22 protein-coding genes are annotated in these 18,743 nt (G+C 58.3%); 21 read left to right on the top strand and 1 reads right to left on the bottom strand.

What is annotated here, in order from left to right; all coding sequences use genetic code 11:
* The first annotated feature begins 97 nt into the window (after positions 1-97).
* The 19 genes from fliE (at position 98) to EAO82_RS16555 (ending at position 16,336) form a co-directional block, all read left to right on the top strand.
* The gene (gene fliE / locus EAO82_RS16645) at positions 98-430 is read left to right on the top strand and encodes a flagellar hook-basal body complex protein FliE (RefSeq protein ID WP_096348296.1); all 333 of its coding nucleotides are present in this window, start codon (positions 98-100) and stop codon (positions 428-430) included.
* 41 nt (positions 431-471) lie between these two features.
* On the top strand, positions 472-2,199 hold the full coding sequence (gene fliF, locus EAO82_RS16640; protein ID WP_096348295.1) for a flagellar basal-body MS-ring/collar protein FliF: 1,728 nt from the start codon (positions 472-474) through the stop codon (positions 2,197-2,199).
* The gene (gene fliG, locus EAO82_RS16635) at positions 2,192-3,211 is read left to right on the top strand and encodes a flagellar motor switch protein FliG (protein WP_096348294.1); all 1,020 of its coding nucleotides are present in this window, start codon (positions 2,192-2,194) and stop codon (positions 3,209-3,211) included. Before fliF ends, fliG begins: the two co-directional genes overlap by 8 nt.
* Positions 3,211-4,062, top strand: coding sequence for a flagellar assembly protein FliH (gene fliH, locus EAO82_RS16630; RefSeq protein WP_096348293.1), 852 nt, complete (start codon positions 3,211-3,213; stop codon positions 4,060-4,062). The genes fliG and fliH overlap by 1 nt, the downstream gene beginning before the upstream one ends.
* The gene (gene fliI / locus EAO82_RS16625) at positions 4,049-5,404 is read left to right on the top strand and encodes a flagellar protein export ATPase FliI (protein WP_096348292.1); all 1,356 of its coding nucleotides are present in this window, start codon (positions 4,049-4,051) and stop codon (positions 5,402-5,404) included. The genes fliH and fliI overlap by 14 nt, the downstream gene beginning before the upstream one ends.
* A complete protein-coding gene (gene fliJ / locus EAO82_RS16620; RefSeq protein WP_096348291.1) occupies positions 5,397-5,852 on the top strand; it encodes a flagellar export protein FliJ in 456 nt (151 codons plus the stop codon). The genes fliI and fliJ overlap by 8 nt, the downstream gene beginning before the upstream one ends.
* 77 nt (positions 5,853-5,929) lie before the next feature.
* A complete protein-coding gene (locus EAO82_RS16615; protein ID WP_096348290.1) occupies positions 5,930-6,235 on the top strand; it encodes an STAS domain-containing protein in 306 nt (101 codons plus the stop codon).
* A 3-nt stretch (positions 6,236-6,238) separates the two neighbouring features.
* The gene (locus EAO82_RS16610) at positions 6,239-8,032 is read left to right on the top strand and encodes a fused response regulator/phosphatase (protein ID WP_096348289.1); all 1,794 of its coding nucleotides are present in this window, start codon (positions 6,239-6,241) and stop codon (positions 8,030-8,032) included.
* A gap of 39 nt (positions 8,033-8,071) precedes the next feature.
* Positions 8,072-8,410 (top strand): Hpt domain-containing protein, encoded by a 339-nt coding sequence (locus EAO82_RS16605; RefSeq protein ID WP_174958988.1) that lies wholly within the window; start codon positions 8,072-8,074, stop codon positions 8,408-8,410.
* Between the two features lie 131 nt (positions 8,411-8,541).
* A complete protein-coding gene (locus EAO82_RS16600) occupies positions 8,542-9,870 on the top strand; it encodes a flagellar hook-length control protein FliK (RefSeq protein WP_174958985.1) in 1,329 nt (442 codons plus the stop codon).
* 288 nt (positions 9,871-10,158) lie between these two features.
* Complete coding sequence (locus EAO82_RS16595) at positions 10,159-10,671, top strand: flagellar basal body-associated FliL family protein (protein WP_096348286.1); 513 nt, start codon at positions 10,159-10,161, stop codon at positions 10,669-10,671.
* Positions 10,672-10,680: 9 nt separating this feature from the next.
* The gene (fliM, locus tag EAO82_RS16590; RefSeq protein ID WP_096348285.1) at positions 10,681-11,652 is read left to right on the top strand and encodes a flagellar motor switch protein FliM; all 972 of its coding nucleotides are present in this window, start codon (positions 10,681-10,683) and stop codon (positions 11,650-11,652) included.
* Positions 11,653-11,693: 41 nt separating this feature from the next.
* Positions 11,694-12,164, top strand: a complete 471-nt coding sequence (fliN, locus tag EAO82_RS16585) for a flagellar motor switch protein FliN (protein ID WP_096348284.1) — start codon at positions 11,694-11,696, stop codon at positions 12,162-12,164.
* Positions 12,164-12,595, top strand: coding sequence for a flagellar biosynthetic protein FliO (gene fliO, locus EAO82_RS16580; RefSeq protein WP_096348283.1), 432 nt, complete (start codon positions 12,164-12,166; stop codon positions 12,593-12,595). The genes fliN and fliO overlap by 1 nt, the downstream gene beginning before the upstream one ends.
* Positions 12,592-13,344 (top strand): flagellar type III secretion system pore protein FliP, encoded by a 753-nt coding sequence (fliP, locus tag EAO82_RS16575; RefSeq protein WP_096348282.1) that lies wholly within the window; start codon positions 12,592-12,594, stop codon positions 13,342-13,344. Before fliO ends, fliP begins: the two co-directional genes overlap by 4 nt.
* A gap of 10 nt (positions 13,345-13,354) precedes the next feature.
* Positions 13,355-13,624: a flagellar biosynthesis protein FliQ gene (gene fliQ / locus EAO82_RS16570; RefSeq protein WP_096348281.1), complete on the top strand. Its 270-nt coding sequence runs from the start codon at positions 13,355-13,357 to the stop codon at positions 13,622-13,624.
* Positions 13,624-14,400 (top strand): flagellar biosynthetic protein FliR, encoded by a 777-nt coding sequence (gene fliR, locus EAO82_RS16565; protein WP_096348280.1) that lies wholly within the window; start codon positions 13,624-13,626, stop codon positions 14,398-14,400. The genes fliQ and fliR overlap by 1 nt, the downstream gene beginning before the upstream one ends.
* Positions 14,400-15,539, top strand: a complete 1,140-nt coding sequence (gene flhB / locus EAO82_RS16560) for a flagellar biosynthesis protein FlhB (protein WP_096348279.1) — start codon at positions 14,400-14,402, stop codon at positions 15,537-15,539. The genes fliR and flhB overlap by 1 nt, the downstream gene beginning before the upstream one ends.
* Before the next feature lie 83 nt (positions 15,540-15,622).
* Positions 15,623-16,336, top strand: coding sequence for an SIMPL domain-containing protein (locus EAO82_RS16555; protein WP_096348278.1), 714 nt, complete (start codon positions 15,623-15,625; stop codon positions 16,334-16,336).
* Here the strand turns inward: EAO82_RS16555 and EAO82_RS16550 are convergent.
* Entirely contained in the window at positions 16,333-16,713 is a 381-nt protein-coding gene (locus EAO82_RS16550) for a hypothetical protein (protein WP_096348277.1), read from the bottom strand. The genes EAO82_RS16555 and EAO82_RS16550 overlap by 4 nt on opposite strands.
* Before the next feature lie 142 nt (positions 16,714-16,855).
* Here EAO82_RS16550 and zigA point away from each other — a divergent pair, with 142 nt between their 5' ends.
* Positions 16,856-18,070: a zinc metallochaperone GTPase ZigA gene (gene zigA / locus EAO82_RS16545; protein WP_410402957.1), complete on the top strand. Its 1,215-nt coding sequence runs from the start codon at positions 16,856-16,858 to the stop codon at positions 18,068-18,070.
* The gene (locus EAO82_RS16540) at positions 18,070-18,723 is read left to right on the top strand and encodes a DUF1826 domain-containing protein (RefSeq protein WP_096348275.1); all 654 of its coding nucleotides are present in this window, start codon (positions 18,070-18,072) and stop codon (positions 18,721-18,723) included. The genes zigA and EAO82_RS16540 overlap by 1 nt, the downstream gene beginning before the upstream one ends.
* Positions 18,724-18,743 lie beyond the last annotated feature (20 nt).

The raw sequence follows: 18,743 nt of genomic DNA, 5'->3' as shown, positions 1-18,743 counted from the left end.
CCGCATTATTGCCAACTCCCGCATGTTGGCATCATTCCTGCTTAACTAACTCCAACGCAATCCACGCCGTCAAAAAAATCGCGGCCCGGAGATAGTCATGACTCAAGGTGTTGAATTCAATCGTTTGATGTTGCAGATGCGCTCGATGCAGATGGAGGCCATGAGCCGCCCTCAGCCGCCGGTGCAGCTGGAGCAGAACGTCAATGGACCGGCCTTTGAAAATGTACTCAAGCAGGCCGTCGACAAGGTCAGCGAAATGCAGAGCACCACCAGTGACCTGCAAAGCGCCTACGAACGCGGCGTGCCGGGTGTCGATCTGACCGAGGTGATGATCGCCGCGCAAAAATCCAGTGTGGCCTTCCAGGCTGTGACCCAGGTGCGTAACAAGATGGTCACTGCCTATGAATCCATCATGAACATGCCCATCTAAGCATATACACTTGCCTTGCTGTGATTGACCGAGGGTAGAACATGGAAACCGCCAACACTCCCAACACTCCTGCTACCCGGCCTGGGCCGGCGCTAGGCAGTGAGCGCAAGCCGTTCATGGGGCTGAATGTGCTCGACAATCTGTCGCAGTTGCCCATGCTGCGGCAGTTTGCGCTGTTGATCGGTCTGGCGGCGAGTGTCGCCATTGGTTTCGCCGTGGTGCTCTGGTCACAGGAGCCGGATTACCAGACGCTGTACAACAATATGGAGAACTACGATTCTGCGCAGGTGGTGGATATTCTCACCCAGGCGCGCATCCAGTACCGCGTTGAGCCTAACAGCGGTGCGCTGCTGGTGGCGACCGAGGATCTGGCCGACGCCCGTATGCGTCTGGCCGCCGCCGGCGTCAGTGCCCGTGACAATAATCTGGGTTATGAAATTCTCGACCGTGAGCAGGGTCTGGGCACCAGCCAGTTCATGGAAACCACGCGCTACCGCCGGGGTCTGGAAGGGGAGATGGCGCGTACCATTTCCAGCCTGTACAACATCAAATCCGCGCGGGTGCACATTGCCATTCCACGCTCCACTGTATTCGTGCGTGACGATCGCAAACCTACCGCCTCGGTGTTGCTGGAGATGTTTGCTGGCCGCAGCCTGGAGCCGGCGCAAGTGATGGCGATCGTCAATCTGGTGGCGACCAGCGTCCCGGAGCTGAACAAGGATCAGGTCACCGTAGTCGATCAAAACGGCAATCTACTTTCTGATCAGGACGAGTTGAGCGAGTTGACTATTGCTGGGCGCCAGTTTGATTACACCCGGCGAATGGAAGATAGCCTTACCCGTAGCGTGCACAACATACTGGAACCCATAGTCGGCGCTGGTCGCTACAAGGCTGAAGTCTCCGCAGACGTGGACTTCAGCGCAGTGGAATCGACTGCCGAGATGTACAGCCCCGAATCTGCGCTGCGTAGCGAGCAGGTAATGACCGAGGAGCGTGCTGCGGGCCAAGGCCCCCAGGGTATTCCTGGCGCTCTGACCAATCAGCCTCCCGGTGCCGTGACCGTGCCGGAAGTTGTTGTTGATCCAGACACCGGCGAGCCGATCGTGCCTGTGGTGCCACGCGATACCCGCGAACAGGCCACCCGTAATTACGAACTGGACCGGCAGATCAGTTACACCCGCCAGCAACAAGGCCGTTTGCGTCGCCTGTCGGTCGCGGTAGTGGTCGACGATCCGGTCACCGTCAATCCCGAAACCGGTGAAAACGTCAGCGAGCCATTGTCCGAGGCCGATATTGCCCAACTGACGCGCCTGGTACAGGACGCGGTGGGCTTTGATGCCAGCCGCGGTGATAGCGTCAGCGTGATCAACAGCCCCTTTGTCGCTGTTGCCGAGATGGAGCCGTTGCCGGAAATACCTTTCTGGTCTGAGGCCTGGTTCTGGGATCTTGCCAAGCAGGTACTGGGAATACTCTTTATACTGATTCTGGTGTTCGGTGTGCTGCGCCCGGTATTGAAGAACTTGACAGCGCAGCCGCAGAATCGAGGCCTTGCCGGTTACCCGGCGGAGCTGGGCGGCATGGATGATATGGACGAGGATCTGCGCGATGATCGCGTCAGTCTCACTGGTCCAGCCGGCAGCGCTGCGGTGCTGCTACCGCCGCCGGGTGCCGGTTACGAACAGCAGTTGAATGCTATCAAGGGCTTGCTGGCCGAGGATACTGGCCGGGTAGCTCAGGTTGTCAAAGAGTGGATTAACGCCGATGAGTGAAGAAGTCGCCAAACGCCCGAAACTGTCCAAGCTGGACAAGGCCGCGATCTTTTTGTTGAGCCTGGGCGAATCTGACGCCGCCGCCATTCTCAAGCATATGGGCCCCAAGGAAGTACAGCGGGTCGGCAGCGCCATGGCGGGTCTGCGTACTGTGCACCGCGAGCAGGTGCAGCAGGTCATGGGCGATTTCATCGATACCGTGGGTGATCAGACCGGGCTGGGTGTCGGTGCAGACGGCTATATTCGCACGATGCTGACCCAGGCCCTGGGTGAAGATAAAGCCAACAGCCTGGTGGATCGCATTCTGCTCGGCGGCAGCACCTCGGGGCTGGATAGTCTGAAGTGGATGGAGCCGCGTGCCGTTGCCGACGTTATTCGCTTTGAACACCCGCAGATTCAGGCTATCGTCGTCGCTTACCTGGACCCCGACATGGCCGCCGAGGTGATTACTTATTTTGATCACAAGGTACGCCTCGACGTGCTCTTGCGAGTAGCCGCGCTGAATACCGTGCAACCCTCGGCGTTGAAAGAATTGAACGAGATTCTCGAGAAGCAGTTTGCTGGCAACTCAAATACCACCCGCGCGAATATGGGCGGCATCAAGCGCACGGCCGATATCATGAACTATCTGGAATCCAGCACCGAATCGCAGCTGATAGAAGCCATTCGGGATATGGATGAAGACCTGTCCAGCAAGATCGAAGATTTGATGTTTGTCTTCGACAATCTGGCGGAAGTCGACGATCGGGGCATTCAGGCGCTGTTACGCGAAATCTCGTCCGACGTGCTGATCATTGCATTGAAGGGGGCGGACGAAGCGATCAAGGACAAGATCTTCAAGAACATGTCCAAGCGCGCATCTGAACTGCTGCAGGACGACCTGGAAGCCAAGGGGCCGGTGCGCATCAGTGAAGTGGAAGCGGCGCAGAAGGAAATTCTGACCATCGCCCGACGCATGGCCGACGCAGGTGAAATCGTCCTGGGCGGCAAGGGTGGCGAGGAAATGATCTAGTGCCGGAGTCAGGAAAGCGTCCCGCAGCCACCGCAGAGCGGACCAAGGACAGCGAGCTGCTGCGCGGCGGTGAACTCGCCGGTTTCGCCCGTTGGGACATGCCCAGCTTCGACGCGGCGCCCCACCATGTGCCGATTGAACGTGAAGAACAGCCTGAAGAATCGGCTGAGGATGCTGCGCTTGCGGCGGAGGCCGAACTCCAGGAGCAGGGCCCTAAACCCTATACGGTAGAAGAGCTCGAACAGATCCGCGAGGAAGCCTACAACGAAGGTTTCGCCACCGGCGAGAAGGATGGCTTCCACTCCGGCCAGCTCAAGGGCCAGCAGGAGGCAAAGGTTAAGCTGGACGCGCGCATGGACGAGCTGGAAAAGGTCATGGTGCAGTTGCTCGAGCCGATGCGCGAGCAGGATGACCAGATTGAGGACATGCTGCTCAAACTGGTTGAAACCATGGTCCGGGAAGTTATCCAGCGCGAGCTGAAGATTGATTCCAGCCAGATCACCGCGGTGTTGCGTGGTGCTCTCAAGGCGCTGCCGATGGGCGCCGAGAATATTCGTATTTATCTCAACCCCGCCGATTTCGATGCTGCCAAGGCATTGCGCGAGCGCCATGAAGAAAAATGGCGGTTGCTGGAAGATGAGCAACTGATGCCCGGCGGCTGCCGGATTGAAACCGAGCACAGCCAACTGGACGCAACGCTGGAAACCCGCCTGCAACAGATCACGATGCAGCTTTTTGAGCAACAGCGCGAACAGCGTGTGCGCCCGCCGGAGCCAGATATCACCCTGACGGAGACCGGCCAGGAGTCTGCATCTGCAGCAGATCCGGAGAGCAACGATGAGCCGGCTTGAACGCATCAGTTTCGCCAAGCGCCTGGCCACTTACCCTAACGCCTTAACCTTGCCCCACGAGCCTGTAGTAGAGGGTCGGCTGATCCGTATGGTCGGCCTGACCCTGGAAGCTGAAGGCTGCAAGGCGCCGGTGGGCAGCCGCTGCGTGGTGATCAGTGATACCCCGCAGGGCGGGCGTACGCAGATCGAAGCGGAAGTGATGGGCTTTTCCGGCAGCAAGATTTATCTGATGCCGGTCGACAGCTTGCAAGGTGTGCAGCCCGGCGCCCGCGTCGTGCCGTCCAAGGGCGGTGGCAAGTTACCCATGGGCAACGCGATGCTTGGCCGGGTAGTTGACGGCATTGGCCGGCCGCTGGACGGCAAGGGCGATTTCAAGGCTGATGACTGGGTGGACCTGAATGGGCCGGTGATCAATCCGCTCAAGCGCCACCCGATTGACGAGACACTGGATGTAGGCATTCGCACCATCAACAGTCTCTTGACGGTCGGGCGCGGCCAGCGGCTGGGTCTGTTTGCCGGTAGCGGCGTCGGCAAGAGCGTGTTGCTGGGGATGATGACGCGTTTTACTGAAGCGGATATCACCATTGTCGGCCTGGTCGGTGAGCGCGGCCGTGAGGTCAAGGAGTTCATTGAGCAGATTCTCGGAGAGAAGGGTATGGCCCGCTCAGTGGTCGTCGCCTCGCCGGCGGATGACGCACCCCTGATGCGCCTGCGCGCCGCCATGTACTGCACGCGCATCGCCGAATATTTTCGCGACCAGGGCAAGAACGTATTGTTGCTGATGGATTCGCTGACGCGTTTCGCCCAGGCCCAGCGGGAGATCGCCCTGGCCATCGGCGAGCCGCCAGCGACCAAGGGCTATCCGCCGTCGGTATTTGCCAAGCTGCCGCAACTGGTAGAGCGGGCGGGTAATGCCGAGCAGGGCGGTGGCTCGATAACCGCTTTCTATACCGTATTGTCCGAGGGCGACGATCAGCAGGATCCGATTGCTGACGCTTCGCGCGCCATCCTCGACGGCCACGTGGTGTTATCACGTCGATTGGCCGAGGAGGGGCATTATCCAGCGATTGATATCGAAGCCTCAATCAGCCGGGCCATGCCGCAGATCGTCAGCGACGAGTACCTGCAAAAGGCCCAGCAATTCAAGCAGCTTTACGCCCGCTACCAGCAAAGCCGCGATCTGATCAGCGTGGGTGCCTATTCTGCCGGGTCCGATCCGCTGACCGACAAGGCCATGGAGAAAATGCCGGAAATGCAGGCCTTTCTGCGCCAGGGGCTGCAGGTCAAGGTCAACCTGCCAGACAGTCAGAAATCATTGGAGCAGTTGATCAGCCATGAGTGAAAGCCGCATTCGGCGTCTGACGCCCGTGCTGGATATCGCCCTGGATGAAGAACGCAAAGCGGCAGGCATGCTGGGTGATTGTCAGCGGCAGCTGGATGATGCCCAGGCGCGGCTGCGCGACCTGGAATTTTATTGCAAGGAGTATCAGAACGGCTGGACTCAACGCGGCCAGCAAGGCGTCGGCCGCGACTGGTTGCTCAACTACCAGCGCTTCCTGGCGCAGATGCAGACTGCCATCGATCAGCAACACCAGACGGTTGTCTGGCATCAGCAAAGCCTGGGTAAAGCCCGTGAGGTCTGGCGTCAGCGCTATCAACGGTTGGAAGCCATGCGCAAACTCATCGAGCGCTATCAGCAGGAAGCGCGGGTGCGCGCGGACAAGCAAGAGCAGAAACTGCTTGATGAGCTTTCCCAGCGTGCATTTGATCGCAATCGAAATAATCCCTGACAGTCTGCATACCCTGTGCTAAAGGTTAAAGGGAGGCTTTTGCAGCACACGCACAACCCGCCAATAAGGAATCCACTATGCCGATCAAGGCAACTTTATCTGCAGACGGTCAGGAACTGACAATAAGGGTGGTAGGGCGTTTCGACTTCGGTGCACATCAGGACTTCCGCGAAGCCTATGAACGCGGAGGTTTGACCCCCGAACGCTACATCGTGGATCTGCACGACGCCGATTATATTGATAGCTCCGCGCTGGGCATGTTGCTGCTGCTGCGTGATCACGCAGGAGGTGACGCTGCCGATATTCGCATCGTGCGGTGTAATGCGGACGTACGCAAAGTGCTGAGTATTTCCAATTTCGAGCAGTTGTTCAGTATCGAGTAAATCATGCCCAATCCCGTGCCTGGCCAGTTGCCCTCTGCAGACCCGGTCAGCCGATTGCGCGTGCTGATAGCGGACGACAACCCGACTGACCGGATGATTCTCGGCCGCCTGGTCATGCAGCTGGGTCATGAGGTGATCAGTGCCGAGAATGGCCTGGAGGCCGTCGACCGTTTTATCGACCAGCGTCCGGATCTGGTACTGCTGGATGCGCTGATGCCGGTGATGGATGGCTTCGAGGCCGCGCGGCAAATCAAGCAGGCGTCGGGCGAAGATCTGGTGCCTATTATCTTTCTCACCAGCCTGACTGAAACCGGCGCGCTGGTGCAATGCCTGGAAGCGGGCGGCGATGACTTTCTGACCAAACCCTACAACCCGGTCATCCTGCAAGCCAAGATTCTGGCGTTCAACCGCATGCAGGACATGCACCAGACCCTGCAGCAACAACGTGATCTGATTTCCCAGCAGCATCAACGGCTGCTGCAGGAGCAGCAACTGGCGAAGATTATCTTCGATCGCGTCGCCCATGCGGGCAGTCTTGGGGCGGAAAATCTGCGCTATCTGCAATCCGCCTATGCGATGTTCAATGGCGATATTCTGCTTGCGGCGTACAAGCCTTCGGGCGGCATGCATATTCTGCTCGGCGACTTCACCGGCCATGGTCTGTCGGCAGCCATTGGTGCCATGCCGCTGGCCGAGGTGTTCTACTCAATGACTGCGCGCGGCTTCAATCTGCGCGACATACTGGTCGAGCTCAACAGCAAGCTCAGCCGCATCCTGCCGGTGGGCATTTTTTGCTGCGCGGTACTGATCGAAGTGAATCCCGACAAGGGCCTGGTCGAGATCTGGAACGGCGGCCTGCCAGAGGTGCTGGTGTTGGGCAGTGCTGGCGAAACCCTGCACCGCATCAGCTCAACTCACCTGCCGCTGGCGGTGGCGGGCAGGGAGCGCTTCGATCCGACGCCAGTGGTGTTGCCGCTCGCAGCGGGTGAGCGATTGCTGTGTTGGACCGACGGTGTCATCGAGAGTCGCAATCAGCAAGGCGAGCAATTCGGCGAGCAGCGCGTATGGCAGGTGGTGGAAAGCTACCTCGGCCAGCCTGGAGCGGTATTCGATGGTTTGTTGCAGGCACTGGAAGCCTTCCATGGCAGCCCTGAAGACGATATCAGCCTGCTTGAGGTGGTCATGCAGCCACTCAGCGTACCGCCGGCGATGTTGCTGCAACCGGATGCCCGGCAACTGGACGCGCAGGACTGGCATCTGGCCTACACCTTCCGCGCAGCGTCGATCCGTGAACATAATCCTTTGCCGTTTCTGCTCGAGGTGCTGATGGAGGTGCCGGGTCTGCGCGAACACGGGGGCAGCCTTTTTACCATTCTCAGCGAGCTATACAGCAATGCGCTGGAGCATGGTCTGTTGCAGCTGGATTCTTCGCTCAAGGCTGATTATCTCGGGTTTACGCGGTATTACCAGCAGCGTAATGAGCGTCTGAATGCGCTGCGCGACGGCTGGATCAGCGTTTCGCTGGATCACCAGCCGGGCAATGCCGGTGGTTTGCTGAGTATCGAGGTGGAGGATAGCGGCAGTGGATTTGCCCGCATGCCGGACGCATCGGGATTCACCGGCGCCCACTGGCAGGCGGACGAGCGGGGCGCCAGTGGCAGCGGCGATGGCTACTTTGGCCGGGGGCTTGCACTGGTCAGAGCCCTGGCTGACGAGCTTGAGTTCAACGCCGCGGGCAACCGCGTGCGAGTGGTTTTTGCCTGGCAGCTTGGCCATAATGCAAACAAAAAGGCATAGCCTTTTTAGGCTATGGCGACCAGGAGGAGAGCCTACCCTATGCCTGATGTAGCCATGGATCTTGACCCCGTAGTGCAATCCGCGCTGCGCGAGCTGATGCAGGACGATTACCCGCTTTTGCTGGATACCTTTGTGCAGGATGGAGAGAAACGCCTGGCAACGCTGGCCAGCAGCCTGCAACAGCAGCAATGGGATGCCTTCAGACAAGCGGCGCACAGCTTCAAGGGCAGTTGCGGCAACATGGGCGCGGAGGCGCTTCAGCACGCCTGTGAACGCGCCGAGCAAGCGGGGTTGCAGCATGATGCCGAACTGGCCAGCCAGTGCTATGAGGAAATCTGCCAGCTGTTTCAGCGCGTGCAATTACACCTGGCCCGGTAGGCTTGACCTGCTAGCCAGGCCACTTTCTACATGGAATTCCCCGCTTCCCCTATAAGTGGCCCGCACTTTGCAGAGCCATGCTTAAGAAGTCGCAATTGCACTCCCACTCCGAAGCCATGGAGACATCCACGATGTCCGTCAGTCAGAATATGCTGGCAATATTGTCCAGTCCGGTACGGCCGAGCGTTACCTCTGCTGGCCCTGCATCCTCCGCGCAATCGAGCGAGGGAGAAGGCGCGCAGAGTTTTTCCGCGGTACTCTCCGGGCAGCAATCAGAGCAACTCGATGCGCTGCTGGCGTTTCTGGAAGGGCCAGACGGCGACGCTGGATTGGCTGCGCTGGAGGAGTTGGAGATTGCCGTTGACGGCAAGGATTTGCCGGCCGACATGCAAGGTTGGCTGGAACAGCTCGCTGAGCTGAATCTGAACGCGGAATCGATAGCCACGGATGCGGAAACGGATCCGGCGTTGCTCAAGTCGATGGCTGATGATTGGGCGCAATGGCTGACGCAGGCTCGCCAGGCTCTGAACGATGCCGCCGAGCTTGAGGGCGAAAGTGATCTTGAAGGAGAGCTGGATAGCGAGTTGTTGGCGTTGAATGCGTTATCGGGCCGGCAGGCCGGTGTTGGTGATGCGCGAGCAGCTGTCGCAGTGACCGGTATTCAGGGCAACACTGCTAGCGGCGCCCAAGGCACGCTCACAGCCGATCAGCTTCAACAGGCTCAACTGGAGCGGGAGTTGCGCCAGGAAAATGGCACGGGATCGTCCAAGGCGGACCGCGCGAGCTTGCTGGAAACCCAGATTCAACAACGCGCCCAGGATCCGTCCCTGGCTGGTCAGGACAGCCGTGCTGCGTTCACTGCCAAGCTGAGCGACGCACTGGAAGCCCTGACAGGTAAGCGGGGCTCAGCCGAAACGGACGCCACCGAAGCGCTGCAACGACCTGGTACCCAGGGCCAGGCAACAGCGCAGGGCACTCTGGCAGCGCGCCCGGTATTGGCGGCAACGCAATCGTTGGGTGTCCCCCTCGGCCAGGCTGGCTGGGGCGACGCGATGGTGGAAAAAATACAATGGATGTCCAGCCAGAACCTGCGCAGCGTGGAGATTCGCCTGGATCCGGCTGAGCTGGGGCCGATGGAAATTCATATTCAAACGCGCGGCCAGGAGCACCAGGTGCAGTTTGTCAGCCAGAACCCGTCAGTCCGAGAGGCATTGGAAGCACAGATGTTCCGCCTGCGGGAGTCCTTCTCGCAACAGGGTATGGATCTGGTCAACGTTTCGGTAGGTGACTCTTCCGTCGGGCAACAGGCAGGCCAGGACAGCCAGGGCCGCTCAGCTGGCGGGAGCGCGGTGGCGGGTGCGCCATCGGCAGCGTCCATGGCAGATGACGCCGGCATGCTGATGGCGGCCGATGCGATCAGCCAGACGATGACCAACAGGCTGGTTGATTATTACGCGTAAAGCTTGCGCCGCCTCAGCCCACCGGCCGGTGGGCTGAATTCCAGTCTGACCATCCCCAGTCCGAACCCGCGGCCAGGGGCGCTTTCCTCCCAGCGCCAAGGCTCGATTTTCACCACAGCCAACCTCTCTCCGGACTTTTTCTCACCGTACAAAGACATTTGCCACGCTTGGCTTTATCCTTGGCGCACTAGGCTTAGCGCGCACCGACAAGTTGGCATGGTCGATGCAATACTTTCTCCTCAAGACACAAAAAGCAGGTTTTCCCTGTTTAAGTGACGGAATTTTGTCATGGCAAAACAATCGCGAGATGAAGAGCCCGCAGCAGAAGCTGCAGCGGTACCGGGCAAAAGCAAAAAGAAATTGCTGATCCTTGTCGGGGTTGGCCTGCTGGCGGTATTGCTTTCGGCAGGTGGGGTGACCTACATGCTGATGAGTGGGGACGAGGAGGTGGCCGAGGCCGAGCCTTCTGAGCCCGCCCGCGCTGGTGCGCTGTATCAGCCGCTGGATCCGGCTTTTGTGGTCAACTACACCCATGAGGGCCGCAAGCGTTATCTGCAAGTCAATGTGGTCTTGATGGGTCGAGATATCGACGGGATGGCCAGTGTCGCTGCGCACATGCCGCTGCTGCGCAACGAGCTGGTGCTGCTGTTCAGCAGTGAAGAATTCCAGACATTGTTCTCTCCTGAAGGTAAGGAAGCCCTGCGCGAACGAGCGACACTCGCGGTCAAGGCCTTGCTGGAAAAGGAAGTCGGTGACCCGGTGATCGAATCGGTGTTGTTTACCAATATAGTCTTGCAATAGGAAGCCTCCATGGCCGTTCAGGATCTGCTCTCACAGGATGAAATCGATGCGCTGTTGCATGGTGTCGACGATGGGGCAGTTGACACCGAGATCGATACCACGCCGGGGTCAGTCAAGAATTATGATCTGACCAGTCAGGATCGTATCGTCCGCGGGCGCATGCCGACCCTGGAAATGATCAACGAGCGTTTTGCCCGCTATACCCGTATCAGTATTTTCAATCTGCTGCGTCGTTCAGCGGATGTGGCGGTGGGTGGCGTGCAGGTGATGAAGTTCGGCGAGTACGTGCATTCACTCTATGTACCCACCAGCCTTAATCTGGTGAAGATGAAACCGCTGCGCGGCACGGCGCTGTTTATTCTCGATGCGCGCCTGGTATTCAAGCTGGTCGACAATTTCTTTGGTGGAGATGGACGGCATGCCAAGATCGAGGGGCGTGAATTCACGCCGACCGAGCTGCGTGTGGTACGCATGGTGCTGGATCAGACCTTTCTCGACCTGAAGGAAGCCTGGCAGGCTGTGCAGGAAGTTAACTTCGAGTATGTGAACTCCGAGGTGAATCCGGCGTTGGCGAATATCGTCAGCCCCAGTGAGGTAGTGGTGGTGTCGACTTTCCACATCGAACTGGATGGGGGCGGTGGTGATATGCATATCACTTTCCCCTATTCGATGATCGAGCCCCTGCGTGAAGTGCTGGATTCCGGTGTGCAGTCGGATGTGGACGAACATGACGAGCGCTGGGTCAAGGCCCTGCGTGAGGAAATTACCGCTGCCAAGGTGCCGCTCAGCGCCACCGTGGTGCGCCGCCAGCTCAAGCTCAAGGACCTTCTGAGCATGCAGCCGGGCGACGTTATACCCGTCGAACTGCCGGAACACATGGTGCTCTGCGCTAACGGTGTACCGACGTTCAAGGCCAAGCTGGGCTCGGTCAAGGGTAATCTGGCATTGCAAATTCTGGGGCCGATCTCACGCCCGCGTTAGGGGCCTGGCGGACCGCTTTATTCGTGTAGAGGAAGAACAAGATGGCTGATGACAAGAATTCCGACGAGGTCACTCCCGAGGAGCAGGCGCTCGCAGACGAGTGGGCTGCTGCGCTGGATGAAGCGGGTGATACCGATCAGGATGATATAGACGCGATGTTGGCGACGGCCAACAGTTCGCCGCGCATGCCGATGGAAGAATTCAGCGCGCCAGCGGCGGCCGTTGGCGGCGATCAGTTTGAAGGCACTGACAGCCCTAACCTGGATGTGATTCTGGATATTCCAGTGACCATTTCCATGGAAGTGGGTAATACCGATATCACTATCCGCAACCTGCTGCAGCTGAATCAGGGTTCAGTCGTCGAACTGGATCGGCTGGCGGGTGAGCCGCTGGATGTGAAGGTTAACGGTACCTTGATTGCGCATGGCGAGGTGGTGGTGGTGAACGAGAAGTTTGGTATACGCCTGACCGATGTGATCAGCCCTTCCGAACGAATCAAGAAACTGCGCTGATGAAGTCAGCTGCGATCATACTGCCGGCCTGCCTTTCTTGTGGTTCCGCCTGGGCGCAGGCCGACTCTGCTTCTACACCCGTGTCCAGCCAGGGATCGCTAATTGCTCAGCTTGCGCAGTTGGGCGGGGGCCTGTTGCTGGTAATCGGGCTGATTTTCCTGATCGGTTATCTGATGCGCCGTGTTGGCCCTCTGGCGCCTCAGGGTGGTCAACATATTCGATTGCTCAGCAGCCTGCCTCTGGGGCCGCGAGACCGGATATTACTGGTCGATGTTGGTGGCAAGCAGCTGTTGCTGGGTGCCTCTCCTGGGCGCATCAATACGCTGCATGTATTTGATGAACCTATCGCAGAGGTTAGCGCTGCCGGCACGATGAACTCTGATTTTGCCAAGACATTGCGAGGCCTGTTGAAGCGGGAGCCCAAGCCATGATGCGCTGGCTAGTCCTGCTGCTGATGTTGCTGGCGCCCTCGGTGCTGGCGCAGACCGCCGCCGATCCGCTGAGCATGCCGGCGATCACTTTGAGTACTGACCAGGAGGGCGAACAGACCTACTCTGTCAGCTTGCAGATTCTGCTGCTGATGTCGGCGCTGACCTTTATTCCCGCGTTCGTGATGATGATGACCAGTTTTACCCGGATCATTATCGTCTTTGCGATTCTTCGCCAAGCGCTGGGTTTGCAACAAACACCATCGAGTCAGATTCTGGTCGGCCTGGCGCTGTTTCTCACCCTGTTCGTCATGGCGCCGGTGTTTGAGCGCATCAATGAAACCGCGCTGCAGCCCTACCTGGCCGAGGAAATGACTCCGCAGCAGGCGGTGGACGCCGCGAGCATTCCGCTCAGAGGTTTCATGTTGGCGCAGACGCGTGAAACTGATCTTGAACTCTTTGTACGTCTGGCGCGGCGTACCGATATTGCAAGCCCGGATGATGTGCCTTTCCATATCCTGGTGCCGGCATTTGTCACCTCCGAGCTGAAGACGGCGTTCCAGATCGGTTTCATGATCTTTATTCCGTTTCTGGTCATCGATCTGGTGGTGGCCAGCGTGCTGATGGCGATGGGTATGATGATGCTGTCGCCGCTGATTATCTCGCTGCCATTCAAGATCATGCTGTTCGTCCTGGTAGACGGCTGGGCGTTGATCATAGGCACCCTGGCAGCCAGCTTTGCGGTGACATAGGAGCCCTTCGATGACACCTGAAGTAGCGGTAGATCTGTTTCGCCAGGCGCTGTGGCTGACCACCGTGATGGTCGCCGTGATCGTACTGCCGAGCCTGGTAGTGGGCTTGATCGTGGCAATGTTTCAGGCTGCTACGCAGATTAACGAACAGACCTTGAGCTTCCTGCCGCGCCTGCTGTTCACCTTTCTGACGCTGATCTGGCTGGGTCCCTGGCTGGTGACTCAGCTGATCGAGTTCACCGACCGGCTTTACCGGAATATCCCCGGACTGATCGGCTGATGATCGAGCTGTCCAGCGAGGTCATCACCCAGTGGGTCATGAGCTACCTCTGGGTATTGTTTCGCACGGGCAGCGTATTCATGACCATGCCGGTGATCGGTACGCAACTGGTGCCGATGCGCATCCGCTTGTTTCTGGCATTGGCTGTGACCGCTATCATCGCCCCGCATATTCCCGCCGCGCCGATGATCGATCCGCTGTCGCTGGGCACCTGGGTCATGATTGCCGAGCAGATCCTGATCGGCGTGGCGATGGGTTTTGCATTGCAGTTGCTGTTTCAGATCCACGTTCTGGCCGGCCAGATTATCGCGATGCAGATGGGTCTAGGCTTTGCCTCGATGAACGACCCGAGCATGGGTATTTCGGTCGCGGTGATCGCTCAGGTATTTACCATGTTGGTCACCTTGCTGTTTCTGGCCATGAACGGCCATCTGGTGGTGATTGAGGTCATGGTCGAAAGCTTTACCACCTTGCCGATAGGCGAAACCTTACTGGCTACCGACTTTTATGCTCTGGTGCTGCGCTTTTCCTGGGTGCTGTCCGCTGCCCTGCTGGTCGGTCTGCCGGCTATCACCGCGTTGCTGATCGTCAACCTGGCTTTCGGCGTGATGATGCGCGCTGCCCCGCAGCTGAATATCTTTTCCATTGGTTTCCCGCTGACGCTGATCTTCGGACTGTTCATCATGTGGGTGTTGCTCGGTAGCGTTGCCGAACAGTACCAGGTGGTGACTACCGAAACGCTGATCTGGCTTCGCGCCTTTGTGAGGGCTGACTGATGGCAGAACAGTCGGACAGTGGCCAGGATAAAAGCGAAGACCCCACGGAGAAACGCCTCAAGGAATCGCGTGACAAGGGCCAGGTAGCACGCTCAAAAGAGCTGAATACCCTGGCAGTGGTCATGGTGGCGTCGTTGGGTCTGATCATGCTCGGGCCGGAGATGGGCCGACGCTTGCTGGATCTGATGATCTTCAACTTCAGCATTGATCGCGCTGCTTTATACTCCACCGATACCATGGGTTTGCAGTTGCTCGCGTCAGTGGGGATTGGGCTGGACGTGATCGGGCCGCTATTTTTCATGCTGCTGATCGCCGCTCTGGTCGGGCCGGTTTTGCTGGGGGGCTGGCTCCTCAGCGCCAAGTCGATGGCGCCCAAGTTCGAACGGATGAACCCGCTCGCGGGCTTGAAAAGGATGTTTTCGCTCAAGGCGTTGGTGGAGCTGCTCAAGGCGCTGGCCAAATTTCTCGTGGTGCTGGTCACGGCGCTGTTTGTGCTGAACCTGTTCCAGGATCAGATGCTTACCCTGGATCGGCAACCCCTGCCAGATGCGATTGAGCACAGCGGGTATATTCTTGGCATGGCCTTGGTGTTTCTTGCCTGCTCACTGATTTTGATTGCCGCCGTGGATATCCCCTTTCAGCTCTGGGATAACAAGCAGAAGCTGAAGATGACCAAGCAGGAGGTCAAGGACGAGTACAAGGATTCCGAGGGCAAACCCGAGGTCAAATCCCGTATCCGCCAGTTGCAGCGTGAAATGGCCGAGCGGCGCATGATGGGTGAAGTACCCAAGGCCGACGTCGTCATCACCAACCCGACCCATTACGCGGTGGCGTTGAAGTACGACCCGATCAAGTCGGGTGCGCCCATTGTGATTGCCAAGGGCGCCGATTTCACCGCGCTGCGCATCCGTGAGGTAGCGGCTGAACATGAAATCATCGTGCTGGAATCACCCCCGCTGGCGCGGGCGGTGTTCTACAGTACCGAGCTGGACCAGCAGATCCCCTCCGGCCTGTACCTGGCGGTGGCGCAGGTGTTGGCCTATGTATTCCAGTTGCGGCAATACCGGGCAGGGCAGGGCAAGCGTCCCGGCCCGATGCCCAAACCGGATATTCCGGAAGATTTGCGCAAGGACGAATAAACGCTTGCTGGTCTCTCTATTGCCCTGGCAGGCGTGATTTTGAGCTACATTGATGTTCTTTCTTGTGCTTTCAGGAGCAGCTTATGAGCAGTTCACGGTTTTCCGGATTTTCCATCATTGCCGCAGCACTGATCGCACTGTCACTGGCGTTTATGGCCATCAGCATCAAGGCCGGACTATTGCAGTTTCGGGATGCGGATCGCGTGGTCAGTGTAAAGGGCCTGGCCGAACGTACCGTAGAGGCAGATCTGGCGCTGTGGCCAATCAATTTCTCGGTCGCAGGTAACTCGCTCGATCAATTGCAAACCGACATAGAGGCACAGCAGAGCCTGATTCGCTCCTTCCTGCTGCTCAAGGGATTTGTCGAAAAGGATATCCAGCTGTCGATGCCGAAGATCACCGACCAGCACGCCAACGTCTATAACAATGCGCTGCCGGCCGAAAGATACCGCGCTGAAGTCACGGTGCTGGTGCGTACTGAAGATGTAGAGCGAGTCAAAACCGGCATGCAGACCGTGGGTGAGCTGGTCAAGTCGGGCGTCGCCTTGACCCAGAGCTATGAGTTCCAGCCGCGCTTCGTATTTACCCAACTGGAGTCGATCAAACCCGAAATGATTGCGCACGCTACCCGCGATGCCCGCGCGGCGGCCGACCAGTTTGCCCGGGACGCCGAAGCCGAGGTTGGCAGCATTCGCCGCGCTTCGCAGGGTTATTTTTCGATTGAAGACGTTGACGCCTTTACGCCAGAGATCAAACGCGTGCGGGTGGTTACCAGCGTGGATTACATTCTGCGTTAATCAATCGCCTGGATAACGAAGGGGGTAAAGACTTCCCCTTCAACTTCCTGCTCTTCCCCGAGTACACAGGTCACGCGGTCCACCAGCACGGCTTCAGGCAGGCTGACATGGAAGGGCGGTTGCTGGCCATTCACCTGCGCAACAAATTGCTGCTGCGCCTTTGGTTCGAGGCGCGCAAGAATCTGCAAGAGCATATCCTGATCAAAATCCAGGGACAGGGCATGCAACTCCTGATCTTCACCCCATGGCACTTCAAACAAGGTGGTACATAGCTCGTTGCTGACAAAATCGATATCGCTGAAACGGATCTGGAGAAATTCCACCTCGTTCTCGGCGGCGGCTGACTGCTGGTAAACGGTGCCTAGATCTGGATTCATGGTCGACCATGGTGGTGGAATGATGAGCTCATCTTAGCAGTTGGCGCCGGACTGTATGAGACTGTTGAAGTGAATATTTATTGTTATGTTATAACAATAAATATAGGATGGCAGCTTCTTGAATATGCCTCTGGGAGCCTTTATGTCTTCGTCGCTTATGCCGTTGCCGGTCACGGTCCTTTCAGGTTTTCTCGGTTCGGGGAAAACCACCTTGCGCAATCAGATTCTGCGTAACAGGGAAAACCTGCGCGTGGCGGTGATCGTCAATGACATGAGCGAGATCAATATCGATGCCAGCGAAGTGCAGCGCGATGTAACCCTGAACCGCGCGGAAGAGCGGCTGGTGGAAATGAGCAATGGCTGCATCTGCTGCACCTTGCGTGAAGACCTGCTCGAGGAGGTAGCACGCCTGACGGAGGAGGGGCGCTTCGATTATCTGCTTATCGAGTCCACTGGAATTTCCGAACCCATGCCGGTGGCAGAAACCTTTACCTTCCGTGATGAGCAGGGGCGCAGTCTGTCCGACCTGGCACGCCTGGACACCATGGTTACCGTGGTCGATGGCATGAACTTCCTGATCGATTTCCAGGCTGCCGAAAGCCTGGCCAGCCGCGGGGAGACACTAGGTGAGGAAGACCAGCGCTCGATTACCGATCTGTTGATTGAGCAGGTCGAGTTTGCCGATGTACTGCTGGTGAGCAAGATGGATCTGATCTCGGCTGATCAGCGTGAGGAACTGGTGGCGATATTGCGTGGATTGAATGCCGAAGCAGAGGTGATACCCATGGTTATGGGCCAGGTGCCACTGGACAAGGTGCTTGATACCGGGCGGTTCAACTTCGACAAGGCCTCTCTGGCGCCGGGATGGCTGAAGGAAATGCGCGGTGAGCATGTGCCTGAAACAGAAGAGTACGGGATCGCCGCTGATACCTATCAAGCGCGCAAGCCCTTCCACCCGCAACGCTTTTTCAACTTCCTTAATCGCACCTGGGAAAATGGCCGGCTGCTGCGTTCCAAAGGCTTTTTCTGGCTCGCCAGCCGACCGCAGGAAGCCGGCAGCTGGTCACAGGCCGGTGGTCTTATGCGTTACAGCTACGCCGGGCGCTGGTGGCGCTCAGTGCCCAAGGCGCAATGGCCGGTGGAGGGCGAGGGCCTGGAATCCATCATGGCTAACTGGGATGCGCAAACCGGCGATTGCCGTCAGGAACTGGTTTTTATCGGTCAGCATATCGATTTTGCCCGGCTCACCCGGGAACTGGATGCATGCCTGCTGACCGACGCTGAGATGGCTGGCGGCGTCGAAGCCTGGCAATCACTGCCTGACCCCTTTGGCCCCTGGACCGAGGAAGCGGCCTGATGTTGGCCCACGCCATGCCAGTCATGCCTCGTCAGGTGGAAGGCAAGACCGTTGAAAGCTTACTCGAGATTCTGCGTGACGATGTGAATCTGGCGGTCTGGCAACGCCAGGTAGACCCTGTGGTGTCGCAATTCGGCCAGACTCTGCTGGTATCCGGCAGGGTACTGGCCGAGACTTGTACATGGACGGCCAAGGACGCAGAACACAGTGATATTGCGAAGCTGCCGAGATTTGCGCAGGGAGTTGCCGATATTCCCGGATATGCAGAGTTTGTTGCCGACGTCGGCTACCTGGTCAGCCTGTTCGCTTGTTTGCTTGACGCCCGCGCGGTGGGAGTGCGACTGCGCACCCTGGACAAGGCCATGTGCCCGCGCTGGCATGTTGACAAGGTGGCAGTCAGATTGATCACCAGCTATGTCGGGCCGGGCTCGGAGTGGTTAACAGAGCAGGACTCGCCGCGTCAGCAATTGGGCGGTCCTGCGGCCGATTCCTGTAATGATGATGTTGCGGCGCGCGCCTTTGCTTGCGGCGAGGTTGCGCTGCTCAAGGGCGAGCGTTGGCACGGCAATGAAGGACGCGGTCTGGTTCACCGTTCGCCGCGTCTGCCGCTGGGGCAGCGGCGATTACTGCTGACCCTGGACTGGCTTGATTGATACCGAGGTGGCAGAGGCGC

This window comes from Halopseudomonas pelagia (assembly GCF_009497895.1).
Taxonomy (GTDB): domain Bacteria; phylum Pseudomonadota; class Gammaproteobacteria; order Pseudomonadales; family Pseudomonadaceae; genus Halopseudomonas; species Halopseudomonas pelagia_A.
The sequence above is the reverse complement of the archived record's forward strand: the minus strand, read 5'-3'. Positions and strand labels throughout refer to the sequence as shown.

What these genes read in the sequence shown, in the direction of transcription:
- fliE (WP_096348296.1), top strand. Translation starts at nt 98, where the DNA reads ATGACTCAAGGTGTTGAATTCAATCGTTTGATGTTGCAGATGCGCTCG.
- fliF (WP_096348295.1), top strand. Translation starts at nt 472, where the DNA reads ATGGAAACCGCCAACACTCCCAACACTCCTGCTACCCGGCCTGGGCCG.
- fliG (WP_096348294.1), top strand. Translation starts at nt 2,192, where the DNA reads ATGAGTGAAGAAGTCGCCAAACGCCCGAAACTGTCCAAGCTGGACAAG.
- fliI (WP_096348292.1), top strand. Translation starts at nt 4,049, where the DNA reads ATGAGCCGGCTTGAACGCATCAGTTTCGCCAAGCGCCTGGCCACTTAC.
- fliJ (WP_096348291.1), top strand. Translation starts at nt 5,397, where the DNA reads ATGAGTGAAAGCCGCATTCGGCGTCTGACGCCCGTGCTGGATATCGCC.
- EAO82_RS16615 (WP_096348290.1), top strand. Translation starts at nt 5,930, where the DNA reads ATGCCGATCAAGGCAACTTTATCTGCAGACGGTCAGGAACTGACAATA.
- EAO82_RS16610 (WP_096348289.1), top strand. Translation starts at nt 6,239, where the DNA reads ATGCCCAATCCCGTGCCTGGCCAGTTGCCCTCTGCAGACCCGGTCAGC.
- EAO82_RS16605 (WP_174958988.1), top strand. Translation starts at nt 8,072, where the DNA reads ATGCCTGATGTAGCCATGGATCTTGACCCCGTAGTGCAATCCGCGCTG.
- EAO82_RS16600 (WP_174958985.1), top strand. Translation starts at nt 8,542, where the DNA reads ATGTCCGTCAGTCAGAATATGCTGGCAATATTGTCCAGTCCGGTACGG.
- EAO82_RS16595 (WP_096348286.1), top strand. Translation starts at nt 10,159, where the DNA reads ATGGCAAAACAATCGCGAGATGAAGAGCCCGCAGCAGAAGCTGCAGCG.
- fliM (WP_096348285.1), top strand. Translation starts at nt 10,681, where the DNA reads ATGGCCGTTCAGGATCTGCTCTCACAGGATGAAATCGATGCGCTGTTG.
- fliN (WP_096348284.1), top strand. Translation starts at nt 11,694, where the DNA reads ATGGCTGATGACAAGAATTCCGACGAGGTCACTCCCGAGGAGCAGGCG.
- fliO (WP_096348283.1), top strand. Translation starts at nt 12,164, where the DNA reads ATGAAGTCAGCTGCGATCATACTGCCGGCCTGCCTTTCTTGTGGTTCC.
- fliP (WP_096348282.1), top strand. Translation starts at nt 12,592, where the DNA reads ATGATGCGCTGGCTAGTCCTGCTGCTGATGTTGCTGGCGCCCTCGGTG.
- fliQ (WP_096348281.1), top strand. Translation starts at nt 13,355, where the DNA reads ATGACACCTGAAGTAGCGGTAGATCTGTTTCGCCAGGCGCTGTGGCTG.
- fliR (WP_096348280.1), top strand. Translation starts at nt 13,624, where the DNA reads ATGATCGAGCTGTCCAGCGAGGTCATCACCCAGTGGGTCATGAGCTAC.
- flhB (WP_096348279.1), top strand. Translation starts at nt 14,400, where the DNA reads ATGGCAGAACAGTCGGACAGTGGCCAGGATAAAAGCGAAGACCCCACG.
- EAO82_RS16555 (WP_096348278.1), top strand. Translation starts at nt 15,623, where the DNA reads ATGAGCAGTTCACGGTTTTCCGGATTTTCCATCATTGCCGCAGCACTG.
- EAO82_RS16550 (WP_096348277.1), bottom strand. Translation starts at nt 16,713, where the DNA reads ATGAATCCAGATCTAGGCACCGTTTACCAGCAGTCAGCCGCCGCCGAG.
- zigA (WP_410402957.1), top strand. Translation starts at nt 16,856, where the DNA reads ATGTCTTCGTCGCTTATGCCGTTGCCGGTCACGGTCCTTTCAGGTTTT.
- EAO82_RS16540 (WP_096348275.1), top strand. Translation starts at nt 18,070, where the DNA reads ATGTTGGCCCACGCCATGCCAGTCATGCCTCGTCAGGTGGAAGGCAAG.